At 58.3% G+C, this 16520-nt stretch carries 12 protein-coding genes and 1 other RNA gene; 4 read left to right on the plus strand and 9 right to left on the minus strand.

Going from position 1 to position 16520, the window contains the following annotated elements; genetic code table 11:
* The first annotated feature begins 43 nt into the window (after window positions 1-43).
* Entirely contained in the window at window positions 44-1486 is a 1443-nt protein-coding gene (selO, locus tag ACOTY5_RS04990; RefSeq protein ID WP_045141495.1) for a protein adenylyltransferase SelO, read from the plus strand.
* Here selO and ACOTY5_RS04995 read toward each other — a convergent pair.
* The 8 genes from ACOTY5_RS04995 to ppsR form a co-directional block, all read right to left on the minus strand.
* The gene (locus tag ACOTY5_RS04995) at window positions 1483-2262 is read right to left on the minus strand and encodes a heme ABC transporter ATP-binding protein (RefSeq protein WP_045141496.1); all 780 of its coding nucleotides are present in this window, start codon (window positions 2260-2262) and stop codon (window positions 1483-1485) included. The two genes, selO and ACOTY5_RS04995, sit on opposite strands and share 4 nt — an antisense overlap.
* Entirely contained in the window at window positions 2255-3247 is a 993-nt protein-coding gene (locus ACOTY5_RS05000) for a FecCD family ABC transporter permease (protein ID WP_045141497.1), read from the minus strand. Before ACOTY5_RS05000 ends, ACOTY5_RS04995 begins: the two co-directional genes overlap by 8 nt.
* Window positions 3247-4065, minus strand: coding sequence for a heme/hemin ABC transporter substrate-binding protein (locus ACOTY5_RS05005; RefSeq protein WP_017384647.1), 819 nt, complete (start codon window positions 4063-4065; stop codon window positions 3247-3249). Before ACOTY5_RS05005 ends, ACOTY5_RS05000 begins: the two co-directional genes overlap by 1 nt.
* Complete coding sequence (gene chuS, locus ACOTY5_RS05010) at window positions 4062-5090, minus strand: hematinate-forming heme oxygenase ChuS (RefSeq protein ID WP_023296351.1); 1029 nt, start codon at window positions 5088-5090, stop codon at window positions 4062-4064. The genes ACOTY5_RS05005 and chuS overlap by 4 nt, the downstream gene beginning before the upstream one ends.
* A 35-nt stretch (window positions 5091-5125) precedes the next feature.
* Window positions 5126-7108 (minus strand): TonB-dependent hemoglobin/transferrin/lactoferrin family receptor, encoded by a 1983-nt coding sequence (locus ACOTY5_RS05015; protein ID WP_017693583.1) that lies wholly within the window; start codon window positions 7106-7108, stop codon window positions 5126-5128.
* Between the two features lie 76 nt (window positions 7109-7184).
* Window positions 7185-7373: a hemin uptake protein HemP gene (gene hemP, locus ACOTY5_RS05020; RefSeq protein WP_045141498.1), complete on the minus strand. Its 189-nt coding sequence runs from the start codon at window positions 7371-7373 to the stop codon at window positions 7185-7187.
* A 209-nt stretch (window positions 7374-7582) separates the two neighbouring features.
* Complete coding sequence (gene aroH / locus ACOTY5_RS05025) at window positions 7583-8629, minus strand: 3-deoxy-7-phosphoheptulonate synthase AroH (protein WP_045141499.1); 1047 nt, start codon at window positions 8627-8629, stop codon at window positions 7583-7585.
* A gap of 150 nt (window positions 8630-8779) precedes the next feature.
* Window positions 8780-9613 (minus strand): posphoenolpyruvate synthetase regulatory kinase/phosphorylase PpsR, encoded by an 834-nt coding sequence (gene ppsR, locus ACOTY5_RS05030; protein ID WP_017384644.1) that lies wholly within the window; start codon window positions 9611-9613, stop codon window positions 8780-8782.
* Window positions 9614-9948: 335 nt separating this feature from the next.
* On the opposite strand from ppsR, the gene ppsA reads away from it, so the two are divergent.
* The 3 genes from ppsA to ACOTY5_RS05045 all read left to right on the plus strand — a co-directional run bounded on the left by ppsA (window position 9949) and on the right by ACOTY5_RS05045 (window position 16341).
* Window positions 9949-12327: a phosphoenolpyruvate synthase gene (gene ppsA / locus ACOTY5_RS05035; RefSeq protein ID WP_045141501.1), complete on the plus strand. Its 2379-nt coding sequence runs from the start codon at window positions 9949-9951 to the stop codon at window positions 12325-12327.
* Window positions 12328-12561: 234 nt separating this feature from the next.
* On the plus strand, window positions 12562-13962 hold the full coding sequence (locus ACOTY5_RS05040; RefSeq protein ID WP_045141502.1) for an MFS transporter: 1401 nt from the start codon (window positions 12562-12564) through the stop codon (window positions 13960-13962).
* 3 nt (window positions 13963-13965) lie between these two features.
* Window positions 13966-16341, plus strand: coding sequence for a glycoside hydrolase family 3 N-terminal domain-containing protein (locus tag ACOTY5_RS05045; RefSeq protein ID WP_045141503.1), 2376 nt, complete (start codon window positions 13966-13968; stop codon window positions 16339-16341).
* Between the two features lie 5 nt (window positions 16342-16346).
* Here the strand turns inward: ACOTY5_RS05045 and rprA are convergent.
* Window positions 16347-16454, minus strand: an RNA gene (gene rprA / locus ACOTY5_RS05050) — antisense sRNA RprA.
* Window positions 16455-16520 lie beyond the last annotated feature (66 nt).

The raw sequence follows: 16520 nt of genomic DNA on the forward strand, positions 1-16520 counted from the left end.
TTTACGTCCAGGGAAACCCTCTACACTTAAAGCAGGAGGACTTATGACCCTGTCTTTTACTGCTCACTGGCACGATGAATTACCCGGCTTTTACACCGCGCTTAAGCCAACGCCATTACAGAACGCGCGTCTTATCTGGCATAACGATGCATTAGCGGATTCGCTTGGCATCCCTTCGACGCTTTTTCAGCCAGAAAAAGGCGCCGGCGTCTGGGGCGGCGAAACGCTGCTCCCGGGCATGAAGCCGCTGGCTCAGGTCTACAGCGGACATCAGTTTGGCGTCTGGGCGGGACAGCTCGGCGATGGCCGCGGCATCCTGCTGGGTGAACAACTTCTGCCGAATGGCGAAACGCTTGACTGGCACCTGAAAGGGGCAGGGCTAACCCCGTACTCACGCATGGGGGATGGCCGCGCGGTGCTGCGTTCAACCATCCGTGAAGGTCTGGCTTCCGAGGCGATGCATGCCCTGGGGATCCCCACCTCACGCGCGCTGTCCATTGTCACCAGCGACACGCCGGTGGCCCGTGAAACGATGGAGCAGGGAGCGATGCTGGTCCGCGTTGCGGAAAGCCATCTGCGTTTCGGTCATTTTGAACACTTCTACTATCGCCGCGAGCCGGATAAGGTCCGCCAGCTTGCCGATTACGCCCTTCGCCGTCACTGGCCGCACCTGCAAAACGAGCCGGACCGCTATGTTCTCTGGTTCCGTGATATTGTCGCGCGCACTGCCGCAATGATTGCCCGCTGGCAGGCCGTCGGCTTTGCCCACGGGGTGATGAATACCGACAACATGTCCCTGTTAGGGCTGACGTTTGACTACGGTCCGTACGGCTTTCTTGATGACTATCAGCCGGGTTACATCTGTAACCATTCAGACTATCAGGGGCGTTACCGTTTCGACAACCAGCCTGCGGTGGGGCTGTGGAACCTTCAGCGGCTTGCGCAAAGCCTGTCGCCGTTTATCGACGTCGATGCCCTGAACGATGCGCTGGACAGCTATCAGGAGATCCTGCTGCGGGAATATGGTGTGTTAATGCGCAACAAGCTGGGGCTGATGACGCAGGAAAAAGGCGATAACGCGCTGTTGAATGGGCTGTTTGCCATCATGGCGCGTGAAGGCAGCGACTATACCCGAACCTTCCGTATGCTGAGCCAGACCGCGCAGCAGAGCGCCGCGTCACCGCTGCGCGACGAGTTCATCGATCGTCAGGCGTTTGATGACTGGTTTGCCGTTTACCGGACGCGTTTACAGCAGGAACAGATTGATGACGATACCCGCCAGGCGCGGATGAAGGCGGTTAACCCGGCGATGGTGTTGCGCAACTGGCTGGCGCAGCGGGCCATTGAGCAGGCAGAGCAGGGGGATTATACCGAGCTGCATCGGCTGCATATCGCCCTGCGCACGCCGTTTGCCGACCGGGAGGATGACTATGTCAGCCGCCCGCCGGACTGGGGCAAGCGGCTGGAAGTGAGCTGCTCAAGCTAAGGGGCGAGAAAAACCTGCGGTGCGGCGTGCGCCGGATGTCTGCCGACGTGCACCTGCGCACCGTACCAGCGTGCCAGCGCGTCGGCCTGCAAAACCGTCTCCGGTATGCCCTGAGAAACAATCCTGCCGTTGTGTAACAGTAGGATCCGGTCCGACCATAATGCGGCAAGATTGAGATCGTGCAGCACCACGCAGGCGTGAAGATGGCCCTGACGGGTCAGCGATTTCAACAGGCGCAGCAGATGCTGCTGGTGGTAGAGATCCAGCGCTGAAGTGGGTTCGTCGAGAAACAGCCAGCCGCGCGGCGTTCCGTCACGCCACAGCTGCGCCAGCGCGCGGGCGAGCTGGACGCGCTGCTGCTCGCCGCCGGAGAGGGCATGATAACGCCTGCCGGCCAGCGGCAGGCAACCGGTCAGCTGCAACACCTCACGCACAATCGACGGTTCCGGGTGACGCGTCCAGGGCGCACGCCCCATGCCAACAATCTCCTCCACCTGCCAGTCAAATCCAGGCTGAGACTGCTGGCGCATCACTGCCCGATAGCGGGACAGCATCTGCGGATGCCATTCCTCCAGCGCTTTTCCCGCCAGCGAACAGCCGCCGCTGTCGGGTTTCAGGTAGCCGGTCAGCAGCCGCAGCAGCGTGGATTTCCCCGCGCCGTTGGGGCCGATCAATGTAACCAGCTCTCCCTGCGACAGTGACAGCGAAACGTTATCTGTCAGCGTGCGGCCAGATCGGGTAAAAGTAAGATTTTCAGCCGTATAACGTTCAGCCATGCTGTTCTCCACGACGAAAAATGAGCCATAAGAACCAGGGAGCGCCAAGGATACTGGTGAGCAGGCCGACCGGCATTTCTGCCGGAGCGACCAGGGTGCGCGCGACCGTATCCGCCACCAGCAGCAGTAAAGCGCCCGCGAGTACCGTGCCGGGGAGGGTTGCCCGGTGATCGGCGCCCAGCCACATGCGCATCAGGTGCGGCACCACGAGTCCGACAAAGCCAATCACGCCGCTGACGGCGACAGCCGCAGCGACCAGCAGGGCGCTGCATAACAGTAATATTCGCTGTACAAAGGCAACGTCCACGCCAAGGTAATGCGCTTCCTCCTCACCCAGTTGCAGTAAATTTAATGCGCTGGCACAACGCCAGATCGTCAGAACGGCAGGCACCATCAGCGAGGTCACGGCGAGCAGCGTTGACCACTGTGCCTGACCAAGACTTCCCATTCCCCAGAGTGAAAGCTGACGCAGCTGGGCGTCATTGCTGACCCACGAAAGCACACCCACTGCCGCACCGCACAGGGCATTGATGGCGATACCCACCAGCAACAGACGAGACAGAGAGGGGTCACGCTGCTTGCTGAGCAGGAAGATCACGCCAGTGGCTGCCAGCGCCCCAAGAAATGCCGCCAGCATAGGGGCGTAAAGCATCACCAGCGCGGGCAGCGAGAGCGGGAGCACCACCCACAGGGCGACGGCCAGCGCCGCACCGCTGCTGATCCCGAGCAGGCCCGGGTCGGCCAGTGGATTGCGGAACAGCCCCTGCATGACGCAGCCGGCGAGCGCCAGCGATCCGCCAATCACCAGCGCCAGCAGTACGCGGGGCAGACGGATGGTAAGCCAGATCTGGCGTAGTGTCTCATCGCTGCCGCTCCACAGCACGTTCACCGGCAGGCGTAACGCCCCAAAACCGGTGGCCATGAACGTCATGACGGTAAGCAACCCCGCCAGAAGCCATAACGATAACGTGATGCGCCGGGACATCAGGGCAGTTGCTCCGCTCTGGCACGCAGCTGTTGTATGGCTTTCGGCGTGCGGACGCTGAAGCCCAGCAGGGCCATGTCATCAATAGCCAGCACCTGCTTGCTTCGTCCCGCTGGCGTTTGCGCCAGGCCGGGCAGTTTCCACAGATTTTCTTCGCCGCCCAGCGCGTTAAGACCGTCCTGCGAAATCACCACCAGATCCGGCTGGCTGGCCATCACCCCCTCCTGGGAAAGCGGCTGATAGCGGGTAAAGCCCTGCATGGCGTTCTGCAACCCGGCGGCGCGTATTGCCGCATCCGCGCCGGTCTGTTGCCCGGCCGCCATTGCGGTCATTCCGCCGTGGCTGAGGATAAACAGCACCCGCTTGTTGAGCGGTGTTGAGGGCAGTGCCGCCAGCGCCTGACGCAGCGAGTTGCGCAGGGTTTCCCCTTGCGCCTCATGATGCGTCGCCTGAGCTATCACCCGTACTTTTTCGTCAATCGCGCGCAGGTCAGGCGTGCCGGGAACGGTAACCACCCGGACGTGGCTCTGTTCAACCTGTTTCAGCGCCAGAGAGGGCTGCGCCTGGTCGCTTGCCAGCACCAGCGTCGGGCGTACGGACAAAATCCCCTCCGCATTCAGCTGGCGAAGATACCCCACGTCAGGCAGCGCGTTTGTCGCCTGCGGCCACTGGCTGGTACTGTCGCGCGCAACCAGAGAAGACTCCGCGCCGAGGGCGTAGACGATCTCCGTCACGTCGCCGCCGAGGGCGACAATTCTCTCCGGCGCGGCGACGGCGACCAGCGGCAGGGCGCAGAGCAGGGCGAACCAGTTTTTCATGCGGCCAGCCCTTCTGGCGTCAGGGCGTCAATCTGGCGGCGCCACTGGCTCTGCTCAGGCTCGCCTTCGGTACGCTGCCCGTAGAGCTGGGCGATCTGAGTGCCGTCCGCAGCAAACAGCTCCAGGCTGGTAACGTGTCCGTCCGCCGTAGGCTTGCGCGTTACCCACGTCTCGGCGATAGTCTCCTCCAGCAGATGCAGGGTAAAGGTTGGGTTGAAGATGTTCAGCCAGCCCTTCATGGGCGTCAGTTTTTCCACCACACCGGTGAAGATCTGCACGCAGCCGCGGTTGCCGACGAAGATCATGATTTCGTTTCCGTCCTGTCGCGCCGTCTCCAGCAGCTGTGCCAGCGCGCTGTTATCCACTTTACAGGCCAGATCGTCACTCACCAGACGAAACGCCTGCTGGCGGCTCAGGTTATGGCGCTTCAGTAAGCTAAAGAACTGATGCACATCGGTCATGGCGCGCCACTCTTTCTCCACCGAGCCTGCATCAGCACCGTCGGAATGCGCAGGGGCATCGACAGCCTTCAGTGCCAGAGTGGGGTTATCGGCAATGATAAAACGGGTCAGCACGTCGCCCCAGGCGGCAACGTCGGTGTGATCCGTGGTGTAGACCTTCAGTAAAGCGTCGCCCTGATGATCGAAGAACTGAATGCTCTGACGTTCGCCGCGGGAGGTCGTTTCACTTATGTGAAACGCGCTCGCCCACTGGTTGAGGAACAAACGCAGATCCAGCGCGCGCGGATTCAGCACCAGCCCGGCGTGGCCGCCGAGGTGCTGGTTAGTAAACGCCCCGACCTGCTCGTGAACGGCATATTCGTTACGGCAGATGCATTTGGTTTCCCCCACCGACTCCAGCGCTGCCAGAATCTCACGGATTTCACCGCGCAGCCGCCAGGCGTCGTGTCCAACGCGCGCAAATGCCAGCTCTGCTTCGCTGATGTGCATTAATCCGGCGATATCACGGGCGTACTTACCCGGATGTTCTTCTTTAAGCTCAAGCCAGCGTGTGTAGTGACCCATAATCTTATCCTTCTGAATCGTTGCCCCGAAGGGAATTACCATTGATAACTGACGAAGATCTTGCCGTTGCGGCCATCCTGCGGGATGCCTTGTGGTGACCAGTAGGCTTTGTCGAAGGCGTTCCCCAGCACGAGGGTGGTGGTGATGCCTTTGAACTGCTGCTGACCTTTATAGCTGACGTAGAAATCATTCACTGCGTAGCCAGGCTGCTCGCTGTAGCTGCTGCTGATGTGCGTTGAACGTTCGACGAAGGTGCCGATCCAGCCCACGGAGAAGCCGCTTTGCGCCACGGGGATATCCAGCTTGCTGGTGACGGTGTCCGGGTTGATGCTGGAGATGTATTCGCCCGTGTCGGTATCTTTCCCGCGTGTGCGGTTGTAGGCCACGTCCAGGTTGAACAGACTGGTCGCGTAGGTCGCCATCATGTCCCAGCCCCAGATTTTGGCATTTGGTACGTTATAGGACATGGTGGTGGCCGCCGCAAAATCGACGGTAGTGGAGATGTAATCTTTCGCTTTGGTGTCGAAGTAGCTGGCTTTGAACTCCAGCGCGTCGTTGGCGAGCAGCAGATCGTCAAAACGTAGCCCAAAACCGAACTCCTGGGTTTCGTTAGTTTCCGGACGCAGGTTCGGGTTCGGCACCCAGTAGTTGGTGTAGAAGCTGCCGATAGAGAAGTGCTTCGAGTCGTTATACATCTCGCCCATCGTTGGCGCGCGGAAGGCCTGGGCGTAAGAGCCGAACAGCATCAGCCAGTCGGCTGGACTCACGGTTAACCCGGCGCGTGATGACCACTTATCCGCATCCACGTCGTCGTAACCGTCGCTGCTGCCGCGGTAGTTGTCGTAACGCGTCCCGCCGAGAAGCGTTACCGGCAGGTCGCGCAGAGTGATCTCATCCTGCAACCAGCCGGAGCTGAAGTCGATTTTCGCGTCCGGGAAGCCGGTGGTCGCGCCGCCAGGGTGTTGCTCCTGACGATAGTATTCCCCGCCGTAGGTCAGCAGGTGCGAGGCGAAAGAGTCGCTGAACAGGCGGGTGCGGTTTTCCACTTTGCCGCCTTTGGTAGTCTGCTTACGGAACTCGCCGCTGGCGTCGATGTTCTGGGCGTTGATCCGCGCTTCGGACCAGTAAATTTTCGCATCGGCGTTCAGCCAGTCGTTTCCGGCTGGCGCAATGCGGTAGCCAAGCTGGGCATCGCGCTGAATGGTGGAACGATCGGTCATCGGGTTACTGCTGCTGGCATCCGTGGTCTGCGGATTTTTCGGCTCCTGCGCGTCGTTGTTGTAGTAGCGCAGAGAGCCGCTCAGCGTTTGCGCCGGATCGATTTTCCAGCTGCCTTTCGCCAGCATATTGTTGATGGATTCGTCGTTTGGCGCCCTCGCGCCGTCACTCTGGCGAATGTCGCCGCGATCGCGGCTGGACCAGGAGACCAGACCGTCCAGGGTATCGGTGCGGCCATAGGCGCTGGCGCCCATCCCGATGCTGTGATCGCCCGTTGCACCGGTAGCAAATACGCGATAGCCGCTGTTTTTACCTGCATCCAGCAGATCGCTGGCGTCGACGGTGTCATACGAAATTACGCCGCCCAGCGCGCCGCTGCCGTACAGCAAGGCGGAAGGACCACGTACTACTTCAATACGTTTGATCAGCGCCGGATCGAGGAACGTGCTGTTCAGGTGTCCGGTATCAGTGCCCTGGCGCACGCCATCCACCAGTATCAGCACGCCACGGCGGTCATAGCCCCGGAGGTTAACGTCCTGACCGTTGGTGCGCCCGGTGCCGTCCAGCGTCAGACCGGGCACCTTGCGCAGCAGGTCGGCGGCGGAGCTGGCGGTCTGGTTTTCCGGCGCGGTGGCGTCAATCACGCTCACCATCATGGGGGCTTCAAAGGCGCTGCGGGCATTGCCGGTGGCGGTGACGGTGATCTCGTCTGCGGCGGCAAACGTAACGCCCGGCAGGGTGCTGACAATCGCCAGCGCCAGAAGAGACGGGCGTAAAGACGCGGATTGCAGGTGTGGCATAGCAACTCTCCATAAGAATTGAAAAGCGCTGGCTGCCTGGGGATCACCTGGGTGGCTGGCGAATGTGTTGTCTGGTTTATTTAGTCAGGATCAGTTTTCCGGCATTGGTCTGGCGCAGCAGGTAGTGCTGGCCGTCATGCTCGATAATGACCCGTCCCTCCTCACCCAACAGGCTTTTGCTGTCGATTCGGCGATCGGTGGGAGCAGGGGACGGTGCTGTTTGTGTTTTTGTTGGCGTTGCCGCGCTGTTATCGGTAGGTGACATAATGTTTATAAATAACAATCAATGTAACAATGATAATCATTATCAATAAACTGCAAATTCACGGCAAGCGTTTTTGTGAAAATTGTGTGACGGGATCAAATTTGGGGGAGAGGTGCGGTCTGATGCCCTCACCCCGACCCTCTCCCACGGGGAGAGGGAGAAGGGCACGTACCGTAGGCCGGGTAAGCGTAGCGTCACCCGGCAGGATTTTAAAAGCGTGTGTCCACGGCTGAAGCCAGCATCTCCAGCAGCAGCTCGCTGTCTTCCCAGCTCAGGCACGGGTCGGTGATTGACTGGCCGTAGACCATTTGCTGTCCGGCGACGATCTTCTGCGTGCCTTCTTTGATAAAACTCTCCGCCATAATTCCTGCAATGGCGGTCGAGCCGCTGCGGATCTGCTGGCAAACTTCCTCGCAGACGTCCAGCTGGCGGCGGTGCTGTTTCTGACAGTTGCCGTGGCTGAAATCCACCACCAGATGCTCCGGCAGGTCAAATTCCGCCAGCGTTTCGCAGGCGGCGGCAATATCTTCTGCATGGTAATTCGGTTTTTTACCGCCACGCATAATGATATGTCCGAACGGGTTGCCGCTGGTCTGGTAGATGGTCATCTGGCCGTTTTTATCCGGGGAGAGGAACATATGGCTGGCGCGTGACGCGCGGATGGCATCTACGGCAATTCGGGTATTGCCGTCCGTTCCGTTTTTGAAGCCCACCGGGCAGGAGAGCGCCGACGCCATTTCACGGTGGATCTGGCTTTCGGTGGTACGTGCGCCAATCGCGCCCCAGCTAATGAGGTCGGCAATAAACTGTCCGGTCACCATATCCAGAAATTCGGTGGCAGTTGGCACGCCCAGCTCGTTAACCTGTAACAGCAGCTTGCGCGCCAGCGTAATACCGTGATTCACCCGGTAGCTACCGTTCAGATCGGGATCGGAAATCAATCCTTTCCAGCCCACGACGGTACGGGGCTTTTCAAAGTAGGTACGCATCACGATCTCCAGGCGATCCTGATACGTGCTGCGCAGCGTCTGAAGGCGTTGTGCATAATCCATTGCCGCGTCGAGGTCGTGAATGGAGCAGGGGCCAATCACCACCAGAAGACGTTTGTCTTCACCATTGAGAATTTTTTCGATGCGGCGACGGGAGGCCGTCACATGGTCCGCCACCTCGGCGGAAACGGGATGCAGCCGGGCCAGTTCAGCCGGTGTGACCAGGCTATCAATGCGCGCGGTGCGCAGTTCGTCGGTTTTATTCATGGAATGTCTCAGAAATTTTTTGCTTCATCGGCAGACTACCGGGAAGTGATGGGCATCACCTTAAACCAATCCCTGCTGATTTCAAGTTCGGGGCACGTCGCCCCGAGGATGGCGTAATAATAACTGAAACCGGAATAATGTACTAGCATATTAGTACATGCGGCGATTCAGCCCCATGATATCGAGGATTTTGGTGGCAATTTCTTCTACTGAATAGTTGGTACTGTTCAGCCAGGGAATTTGATTTTTCCGGTACAGCGCTTCGACTTCGGAGACTTCCATTCGGCACTGGCGCATCGAGGCGTAGCGGCTGTTCTCGCGACGTTCTTCGCGGATCGCTGCCAGTCGTTCCGGGTTGATGGTCAGCCCAAACAGCTTATGCTGGAGCGGCTTGAGCGCGGCGGGCAGCACCAGGTTATCCATATCATCGGCAATAAAGGGGTAGTTGGCGGCGCGAATGCCAAACTGCATGGCCAGGTAAAGGCTGGTGGGGGTTTTACCGCAGCGCGACACGCCGAGCAAAATCACCTGCGCCTGGTCGAGATTGCGCAGGGAGATCCCGTCGTCGTGCGCCAGGGTGTAGTCAATGGCGGCAATACGCGCATCGTATTTGGTCAGGTTGCCGGGGTTCAGACCGTGGGTACGGTGGGCGATCGGCGTCGGGTCGAGCTTCAGCTCGCTTTGCAAGGGAGCAACCAGCGCCTGCACGATGTCCTGACAGAAGCCCTCGCTTTGCAAAATGATGTTGCGGATCTCAGGGATCACAATGGAATAGAACACCAGCGGACGAACGCCGGTCTGCTGGTAAATGGCGTCGATCTGGTCCTTGACCGCTTTGGCCCGGCTCTCATTTTCCACGAACGGCAACGTGATGCTGTTTATCGATACCGGAAACTGCGACATCACCGCGTGTCCCAGCACCTCGGCGGTTATCGCCGTCCCATCAGAAATATAAAAAACGTGGCGATCGACAGCATTATCCATTTTATCCACCCTGAATAGCGTACGTAATTGCCTGAAAGCATAAATTAAAAAAGTTAATTTCACAGCAAAGAACTTATCTGAATTTAAAATGAAATGGTGTTTTTGATTTTACTGAAAAGTGGACTTCATTTTTCGAATAGCGGCTTTATTTCTATGGTTTTTGCCGGAATCTATAGGAATCATCGGGTTAGCGAGTGCCGGGAAACTGTCCGAAAAGTTGAAAATTTAAATTGCTTACACGATTCACCGTTTTTTTAGCGGAAATAAATATGCCAGTATAAATACGTAGTCAGGTGTTTCTTACTCCGATCAAATATCACAAAAGGATTGTTTCGATGTCCAACAATGGCTCGTCACCGCTGGTGCTTTGGTATAACCAACTCGGCATGAATGATGTAGACAGAGTTGGGGGCAAAAATGCCTCCCTGGGTGAAATGATTACAAATCTGTCCGGTATGGGTGTCTCCGTACCTAACGGGTTTGCCACAACCGCCGATGCGTTTAACCTGTTTTTAGACCAGAGCGGTGTAAACCAGCGCATTTACGACCTGCTGGATAAAACGGATATTGATGATGTCACCGAGCTTGCCAAAGCCGGCGCGCAAATCCGCCAGTGGATTATCGACACACCTTTCCAGCCGGAACTGGAAAAAGCCATTCACGACGCGTACAACCAGCTCTCCGCTGACGACGCGCAGGCCTCCTTTGCCGTGCGTTCTTCCGCCACCGCGGAAGATATGCCAGATGCCTCTTTCGCCGGTCAGCAGGAAACGTTCCTGAACGTCCAGGGTTACGAGGCGGTACTGGTGGCGGTGAAGCACGTCTTCGCCTCCCTCTTCAACGACCGCGCCATCTCCTATCGCGTCCATCAGGGCTATGACCACCGCGGCGTCGCGCTCTCCGCAGGCGTACAGCGCATGGTGCGCTCCGACGTGGGCTCTTCCGGCGTGATGTTCTCTATCGACACTGAATCCGGCTTCGACCAGGTGGTGTTTATCACCTCCGCGTGGGGTCTGGGCGAGATGGTGGTGCAGGGGGCGGTAAACCCTGACGAATTCTACGTGCACAAGCCTACGCTGGCGGCTAACCGCCCGGCAGTGGTACGTCGCACCATGGGCTCGAAAAAAATCCGCATGATCTATGCTCCGACGCAAGAGCATGGCAAACAGGTCACCATTGAGGATGTGCCGCAGGAGCAGCGGGATCGCTTCTCACTGACCGACGCCGAAGTGGAAGAGCTGGCGAAGCAGGCGGTGCAGATTGAAAAACACTATGGCCGTCCAATGGACATCGAGTGGGCGAAAGACGGACACACCGGCAAGCTGTTTATCGTGCAGGCGCGTCCGGAAACCGTACGTTCACGTGGTCAGGTCATGGAGCGCTACACCCTGCACGCGCAGGGCAAAATTGTCGCGGAAGGCCGCGCAATTGGTCACCGCATCGGTGCCGGTCCGGTGAAAGTGATCCACGACATCAGCGAAATGAACCGCATTCAGCCGGGCGACGTGCTGGTAACCGACATGACCGACCCGGACTGGGAACCGATCATGAAAAAAGCGGCTGCCATCGTCACCAACCGCGGCGGCCGTACCTGTCACGCGGCTATTATCGCCCGTGAGCTGGGGATCCCGGCGGTAGTCGGCTGCGGTGATGCCACCGAGCGCATGAAGGACGACCAGAAGGTGACGGTCTCCTGCGCTGAAGGCGATACCGGGTACGTGTATGCCGATATCCTCGACTTCAGCGTGAAAAGCTCCAGCGTGGATACCATGCCGGATCTGCCGCTGAAGATCATGATGAACGTCGGTAACCCGGACCGCGCGTTTGACTTCGCCTGCCTGCCGAACGAAGGCGTGGGCCTGGCGCGTCTGGAATTTATTATTAACCGTATGATCGGGGTGCACCCGCGTGCGCTGCTGGAGTTCGACGACCAGGACGCAAAACTGCAAAACGAAATCCGCGAGATGATGAAGGGTTACGACTCGCCGAGAGAGTTCTATGTGGGTCGTCTGACGGAAGGGATCGCCACGCTCGGCGCGGCCTTCTACCCGAAACGCGTGATCGTGCGTCTGTCGGACTTTAAGTCCAACGAATACGCCAACCTGGTGGGCGGCGAACGCTACGAGCCGGAAGAAGAGAACCCGATGCTGGGCTTCCGCGGCGCCGGACGCTACGTGTCGGAAAGCTTCCGCGACTGCTTCGCGCTGGAGTGCGAGGCGGTAAAACGCGTGCGCAATGACATGGGGCTGACCAACGTGGAAATCATGATCCCGTTCGTGCGTACCGTGGACCAGGCGAAAGCGGTGGTGGACGAGCTGGCGCGTCAGGGGCTGAAGCGCGGCGAGAACGGGCTGAAGATCATCATGATGTGCGAAATCCCGTCCAATGCCCTGCTGGCCGAGCAGTTCCTGGAGCACTTCGACGGCTTCTCCATTGGCTCGAATGACATGACGCAGCTGGCGCTCGGCCTGGACCGCGACTCCGGCGTCGTCTCTGAGCTGTTCGATGAGCGTAACGAGGCGGTGAAAGCGCTGCTCTCCATGGCCATCCGCGCGGCGAAGAAACAGGGTAAATATGTCGGGATTTGCGGCCAGGGTCCTTCTGACCATGAAGACTTTGCGGCCTGGCTGATGGATGAGGGGATTGATAGCCTCTCCCTGAACCCGGACACCGTGGTGCAGACCTGGATGAGCCTGGCAGAGCTGAACAAGTAAAACCTGCACAACCTGAAAAAGGCGAGGATATCTGTCCTCGCCTTTTTTATTTTCCTGCGAATATGCTCACCATCACAAATAAAGCAAAAAACCAAATATCATAATTTATCTGTTAATTTAGACAATTGTTAGCGGGCAGGGCGTTGCTAATACTTGAGCCTTACCGCGTACATCCGTCGGGATGATGCGCGACTGGTTGAAATACGTTTTAACCTGATAAAAAGGCAAATAACAATGACAATCTCCTCTGTATTACGTACCAAAGATAAAATAGGTTATGGCCTCGGCGATATGGCCAGCGCGCTGGTCTGGCAAACGGCAACGTTATTTCTCGCTTATTTCTATACGGACGTATTCGGTTTGCCTGCGGCCATTATGGGCACCATGTTTTTAGTGGTGCGCGTGGTCGATGCGTTTGTCGACCCGTGCATTGGCGCGCTGGTGGACCGCACTCAGACCCGCCACGGTCGTTTTCGTCCCTGGCTGCTCTGGTTTGCCATTCCGTTTGGCGTGAGCTGCCTGATTACCTTCTACGTACCGGATGCCGGGGCGACGGCAAAAATTGTCTATGCCTGCGTAACCTATGCCATCCTGAGCCTGATCTATTCCGCGATTAACGTCCCTTACTGTGCCATGCCTGGCGCGCTGACGCTCGACCCGCGCGAACGCCACTCGCTGCAATCCTGGCGCTTTGGCCTGTCGTTTATCGGCGGGTTGATTGTAACCGTCATCGCGCTGCCGCTGGTCTCATTATTAGGCCAGGGGAATGTGCAAAAAGGCTATTTCTATGCCATGAGCCTGATGGGGCTGCTGGGTATTGTTTTATTCTTCTGCTGCTTCTTTATGACCCGGGAGCGTTACTCGCCGCGCAATGACACCTCCGGCTCGATGCTGAAGGATTTAAAACTGCTGGCCGCCAATAGCCAGTGGCGAATTGTTTTTCTGTTTAATATTTTACTGTTAACCGCCGTCGTGACGCGTGGCTCTGCGACCATGTATTACGTTAACTATGTTCTGTTACGTCCGGAACTGGTTTTTGCCTTTATTGTTTCCGGCATGGTGGCCTCCTTAAGCGGCGCATTATTATCTGAACGTCTGCTGGGGAAATTTGACCGGGTGCGTGCCTATCAGTGGACCATTATTTCTTTCGTTATTTTTGGCGCGCTGATTTTCTTCATTCCGCCTTCACAGGTGTGGCTGATATTCGGTCTGAATATTGTGTTTAGTTTTATTCAGAACCTGACCACGCCGCTGCAATGGACCATGTTCTCCGATGTGGTGGACTACGAAGAACACCGTAGCGGCCGCCGCCTTGACGGGCTGGTTTTTTCTACCGCCCTGTTTGCCATCAAGTTTGGGCTGGCGCTGGGCGGGGCGGTGGTCGGTTGGGTGCTTGGCATGGTGGATTACGCGCCGGGTCAGGCAAACCAGGCGCCTCACGTTCTCGCAACCATCAATGCCCTGTTCACCCTGATCCCCTGCGTGCTGTTCCTCTGCATGGTGGCGCTCCTTGCCATCTACAAACTTAACAGCCGACTGGTGGACAGCATCGCCCGCGAGCTGGCCAGCAAACGCGATAGTCGAAACGATACGGGGCAGCTCAGCCCGGCAACCCAATCCGCACTACAGGAGTAAACCATGACTGCGATCTACAAGGACGCGGGACGTTCCGTACACGAGCGTGTCGCTGATTTACTGGCGCGTATGACGCCGGAAGAGAAATTTGCCCAGATGCACGCGTACTGGCTGATCCTCGATGAACACGGCAACCACCGCGAGCGCAGCGATCTGAGCGATGAATTCGCCGGCGTGAGTGAACAGGCGTCCCTCAGCGAAAGGCTGAAGCTGGGCGTCGGGCAGATCACCCGCCCGCTCGGCACGCACATTGTTGATGCAAAAACCGGCGTGCGTGCCGCCAACCGCCTGCAACGCATGATGATGGAGGAGACCCGGCTCGGCATTCCGGCGCTGTTTCATGAAGAGTGTCTGGTAGGGCTGCTGTGCAAAGATGCAACGCTGTTCCCGTCGTCGCTGAACTACGGTTCTACCTGGGACCCGGCGCTGGTGCAGCGCGCGGCGGAGCAGATTGGCAAAGAGGCCCGATCCGTCGGGTGCCAGCAGGGGCTGGCCCCGGTGCTGGATGTCTCGCGCGATGTGCGCTGGGGACGGACGGAAGAGACCTTTGGAGAAGATCCGTGGCTGGTAGGGGTGATGGCGACGGCGTACGTGAAGGGGTTGCAGGGCTATAAGCGCGATCTGCTGGCGACCCTGAAACATTACGTCGGCCACTCCTTCAGCGAAGGGGCGCGCAATCATGCGCCGGTCCATCTCGGTTTCAGCGAGCTAAACGATACCTTCCTGCTGCCGTTTGAGATGGCGGTAAAGCTGGCCAACGCCGGTTCGGTGATGCCAGCCTATCACGACATTGATAATCAGCCAGGGCACAGCGACCATTTTCTGCTCACCACCGTGCTGCGTGAACAGTGGGGCTTCGACGGCATTATCGTGGCGGATTACGGCGGCGTCAGCCTGCTGCACCAGCACCACGGGATTTCTCACGATCCAGCACAATCGGCGGCTCTGGCGTTTAACGCCGGGCTGGACGTGGAATTGCCGAAGGATGACTGCGCGCGTCATCTGGCGGAAGCGGTAGAGCGTGGGCTTATCTCAATGGCGAAAGTGGATGAGATTGTGGCGCGCGTGCTCAGTGAAAAATTCCGTCTTGGGCTGTTTGAAAAACCGTACGCCGACGAAGACGGTATCGATTTGCAGAATGAGGCGACCCGGCAGGTGGCGCGCGAGGTGGCAACAAAATCGATCACGCTGCTGGAAAATAACGGCATTTTGCCCCTCGGCGGAAAACCCCGTGTAGCGGTAGTGGGGCCGACGGCGGACGATCCACTGGCGTTACTGAGCGGCTACAGCTTCCCGGTTCACCTGATTATCAGCGATATGGTTGAAGAGACTTCGCAGGTGACCACCCCGCGCGCGGCGCTGGAACAGTACCTTGGCGCATCACAGGTACGTTACGCCAAAGGGTGCCACATTATCGAAAAACGGATGGCGGGCGCACCGGTGTTCCCGGGCGAAAGCGGCGGTAAACCGATGCAGCAATCGCCGGTTTCACAACGCACGGATCTGATCCCCGACGCCGTGAGCGCGGCAAAAGAGAGTGACGTGGTGGTAGCCTGCGTGGGCGACCTCGCCGGACTATTCCAGAGCGGCACCGTGGGGGAAGGTTCGGATACCGATTCGCTGGATCTGCCGGGCGTGCAGCAACAGCTGCTGGAGGCGCTGGTGGCAACCGGTAAGCCGGTGATTGTCGTCATGACGGGTGGGCGTCCTTATAACCTTCAGGGGCTGGAAGAGAAGGTGGCCGCGCTGATGATGGCCTGGGCGCCGGGGCAGGAAGGGGGCTGGGCGATTGCCGATGTCTTAACCGGCCGCGCGGAGCCGCAGGGCAGGCTGGTAGTGAGCGTGCCGAAAAACGCCGGGGCGATGCCGTACTACTATAACCACAAGCTGAAAAGCGGCGGCACGCCGTTTGCGTTCCATTTCGGCGCACTTTACCCGTTCGGTTACGGTCTCGGCTGGACGCAGTTTCGCTGGGGCGCGGCCCGCCTGGCGGAAAGCCGCGTCCCGATCGACGGAGAGGTGGCGTTAAGCGTCGATATCACCAACACCGGCGAGCGCAGCGGCAGCGAAGTGGTACAGGTGTACGTACGCGATAAGGTCGCCACGCAGGTGCGTCCGCTTCAGGAGCTGAAAGCGTTCCAGCGCGTTACGCTTTCACCGGGAGAAACCGCCACGCTGACCTTTACCCTGCCGGTGGAGATGTTTAATTTCACCCGCCGGGACGGGAAGCGGATTGTCGAGCCAGGGGAATTTGAGCTACAGGTTGGCGCGTCCTCGGCGGATATACGCGAGGTGGTGAACGTGCTGGTAACCGGGGAGACGCGGGAGCTGGCGGGGGAATGGCGCATGCTCAGCCGCTGTGACATTACACGGGCGTAAAAAGGATAAAAAAAAGCCCATCGTGGGAGATGGGCAAAGACTACACACAGCAATTCGTTGTTTCACTCAGGGGATTTCCATGCTTATAAATCAAGGTGTTGATTTATAACCGTGTCTTAATAGTAGGCATGCCAGGATTTTGAGTCGATCGGATTCGTCTCAATAGTTAAAGGCAGGTA

This window comes from Enterobacter cloacae complex sp. SHL018, from assembly GCF_049237905.1.
Classification (GTDB): domain Bacteria; phylum Pseudomonadota; class Gammaproteobacteria; order Enterobacterales; family Enterobacteriaceae; genus Enterobacter; species Enterobacter hormaechei_C.

Coding starts and splice junctions, on each gene's coding strand:
- selO (WP_045141495.1), top strand. CDS start 44: ATGACCCTGTCTTTTACTGCTCACTGGCACGATGAATTACCCGGCTTT.
- ACOTY5_RS04995 (WP_045141496.1), bottom strand. CDS start 2,262: ATGGCTGAACGTTATACGGCTGAAAATCTTACTTTTACCCGATCTGGC.
- ACOTY5_RS05000 (WP_045141497.1), bottom strand. CDS start 3,247: ATGTCCCGGCGCATCACGTTATCGTTATGGCTTCTGGCGGGGTTGCTT.
- ACOTY5_RS05005 (WP_017384647.1), bottom strand. CDS start 4,065: ATGAAAAACTGGTTCGCCCTGCTCTGCGCCCTGCCGCTGGTCGCCGTC.
- chuS (WP_023296351.1), bottom strand. CDS start 5,090: ATGGGTCACTACACACGCTGGCTTGAGCTTAAAGAAGAACATCCGGGT.
- ACOTY5_RS05015 (WP_017693583.1), bottom strand. CDS start 7,108: ATGCCACACCTGCAATCCGCGTCTTTACGCCCGTCTCTTCTGGCGCTG.
- hemP (WP_045141498.1), bottom strand. CDS start 7,373: ATGTCACCTACCGATAACAGCGCGGCAACGCCAACAAAAACACAAACA.
- aroH (WP_045141499.1), bottom strand. CDS start 8,629: ATGAATAAAACCGACGAACTGCGCACCGCGCGCATTGATAGCCTGGTC.
- ppsR (WP_017384644.1), bottom strand. CDS start 9,613: ATGGATAATGCTGTCGATCGCCACGTTTTTTATATTTCTGATGGGACG.
- ppsA (WP_045141501.1), top strand. CDS start 9,949: ATGTCCAACAATGGCTCGTCACCGCTGGTGCTTTGGTATAACCAACTC.
- ACOTY5_RS05040 (WP_045141502.1), top strand. CDS start 12,562: ATGACAATCTCCTCTGTATTACGTACCAAAGATAAAATAGGTTATGGC.
- ACOTY5_RS05045 (WP_045141503.1), top strand. CDS start 13,966: ATGACTGCGATCTACAAGGACGCGGGACGTTCCGTACACGAGCGTGTC.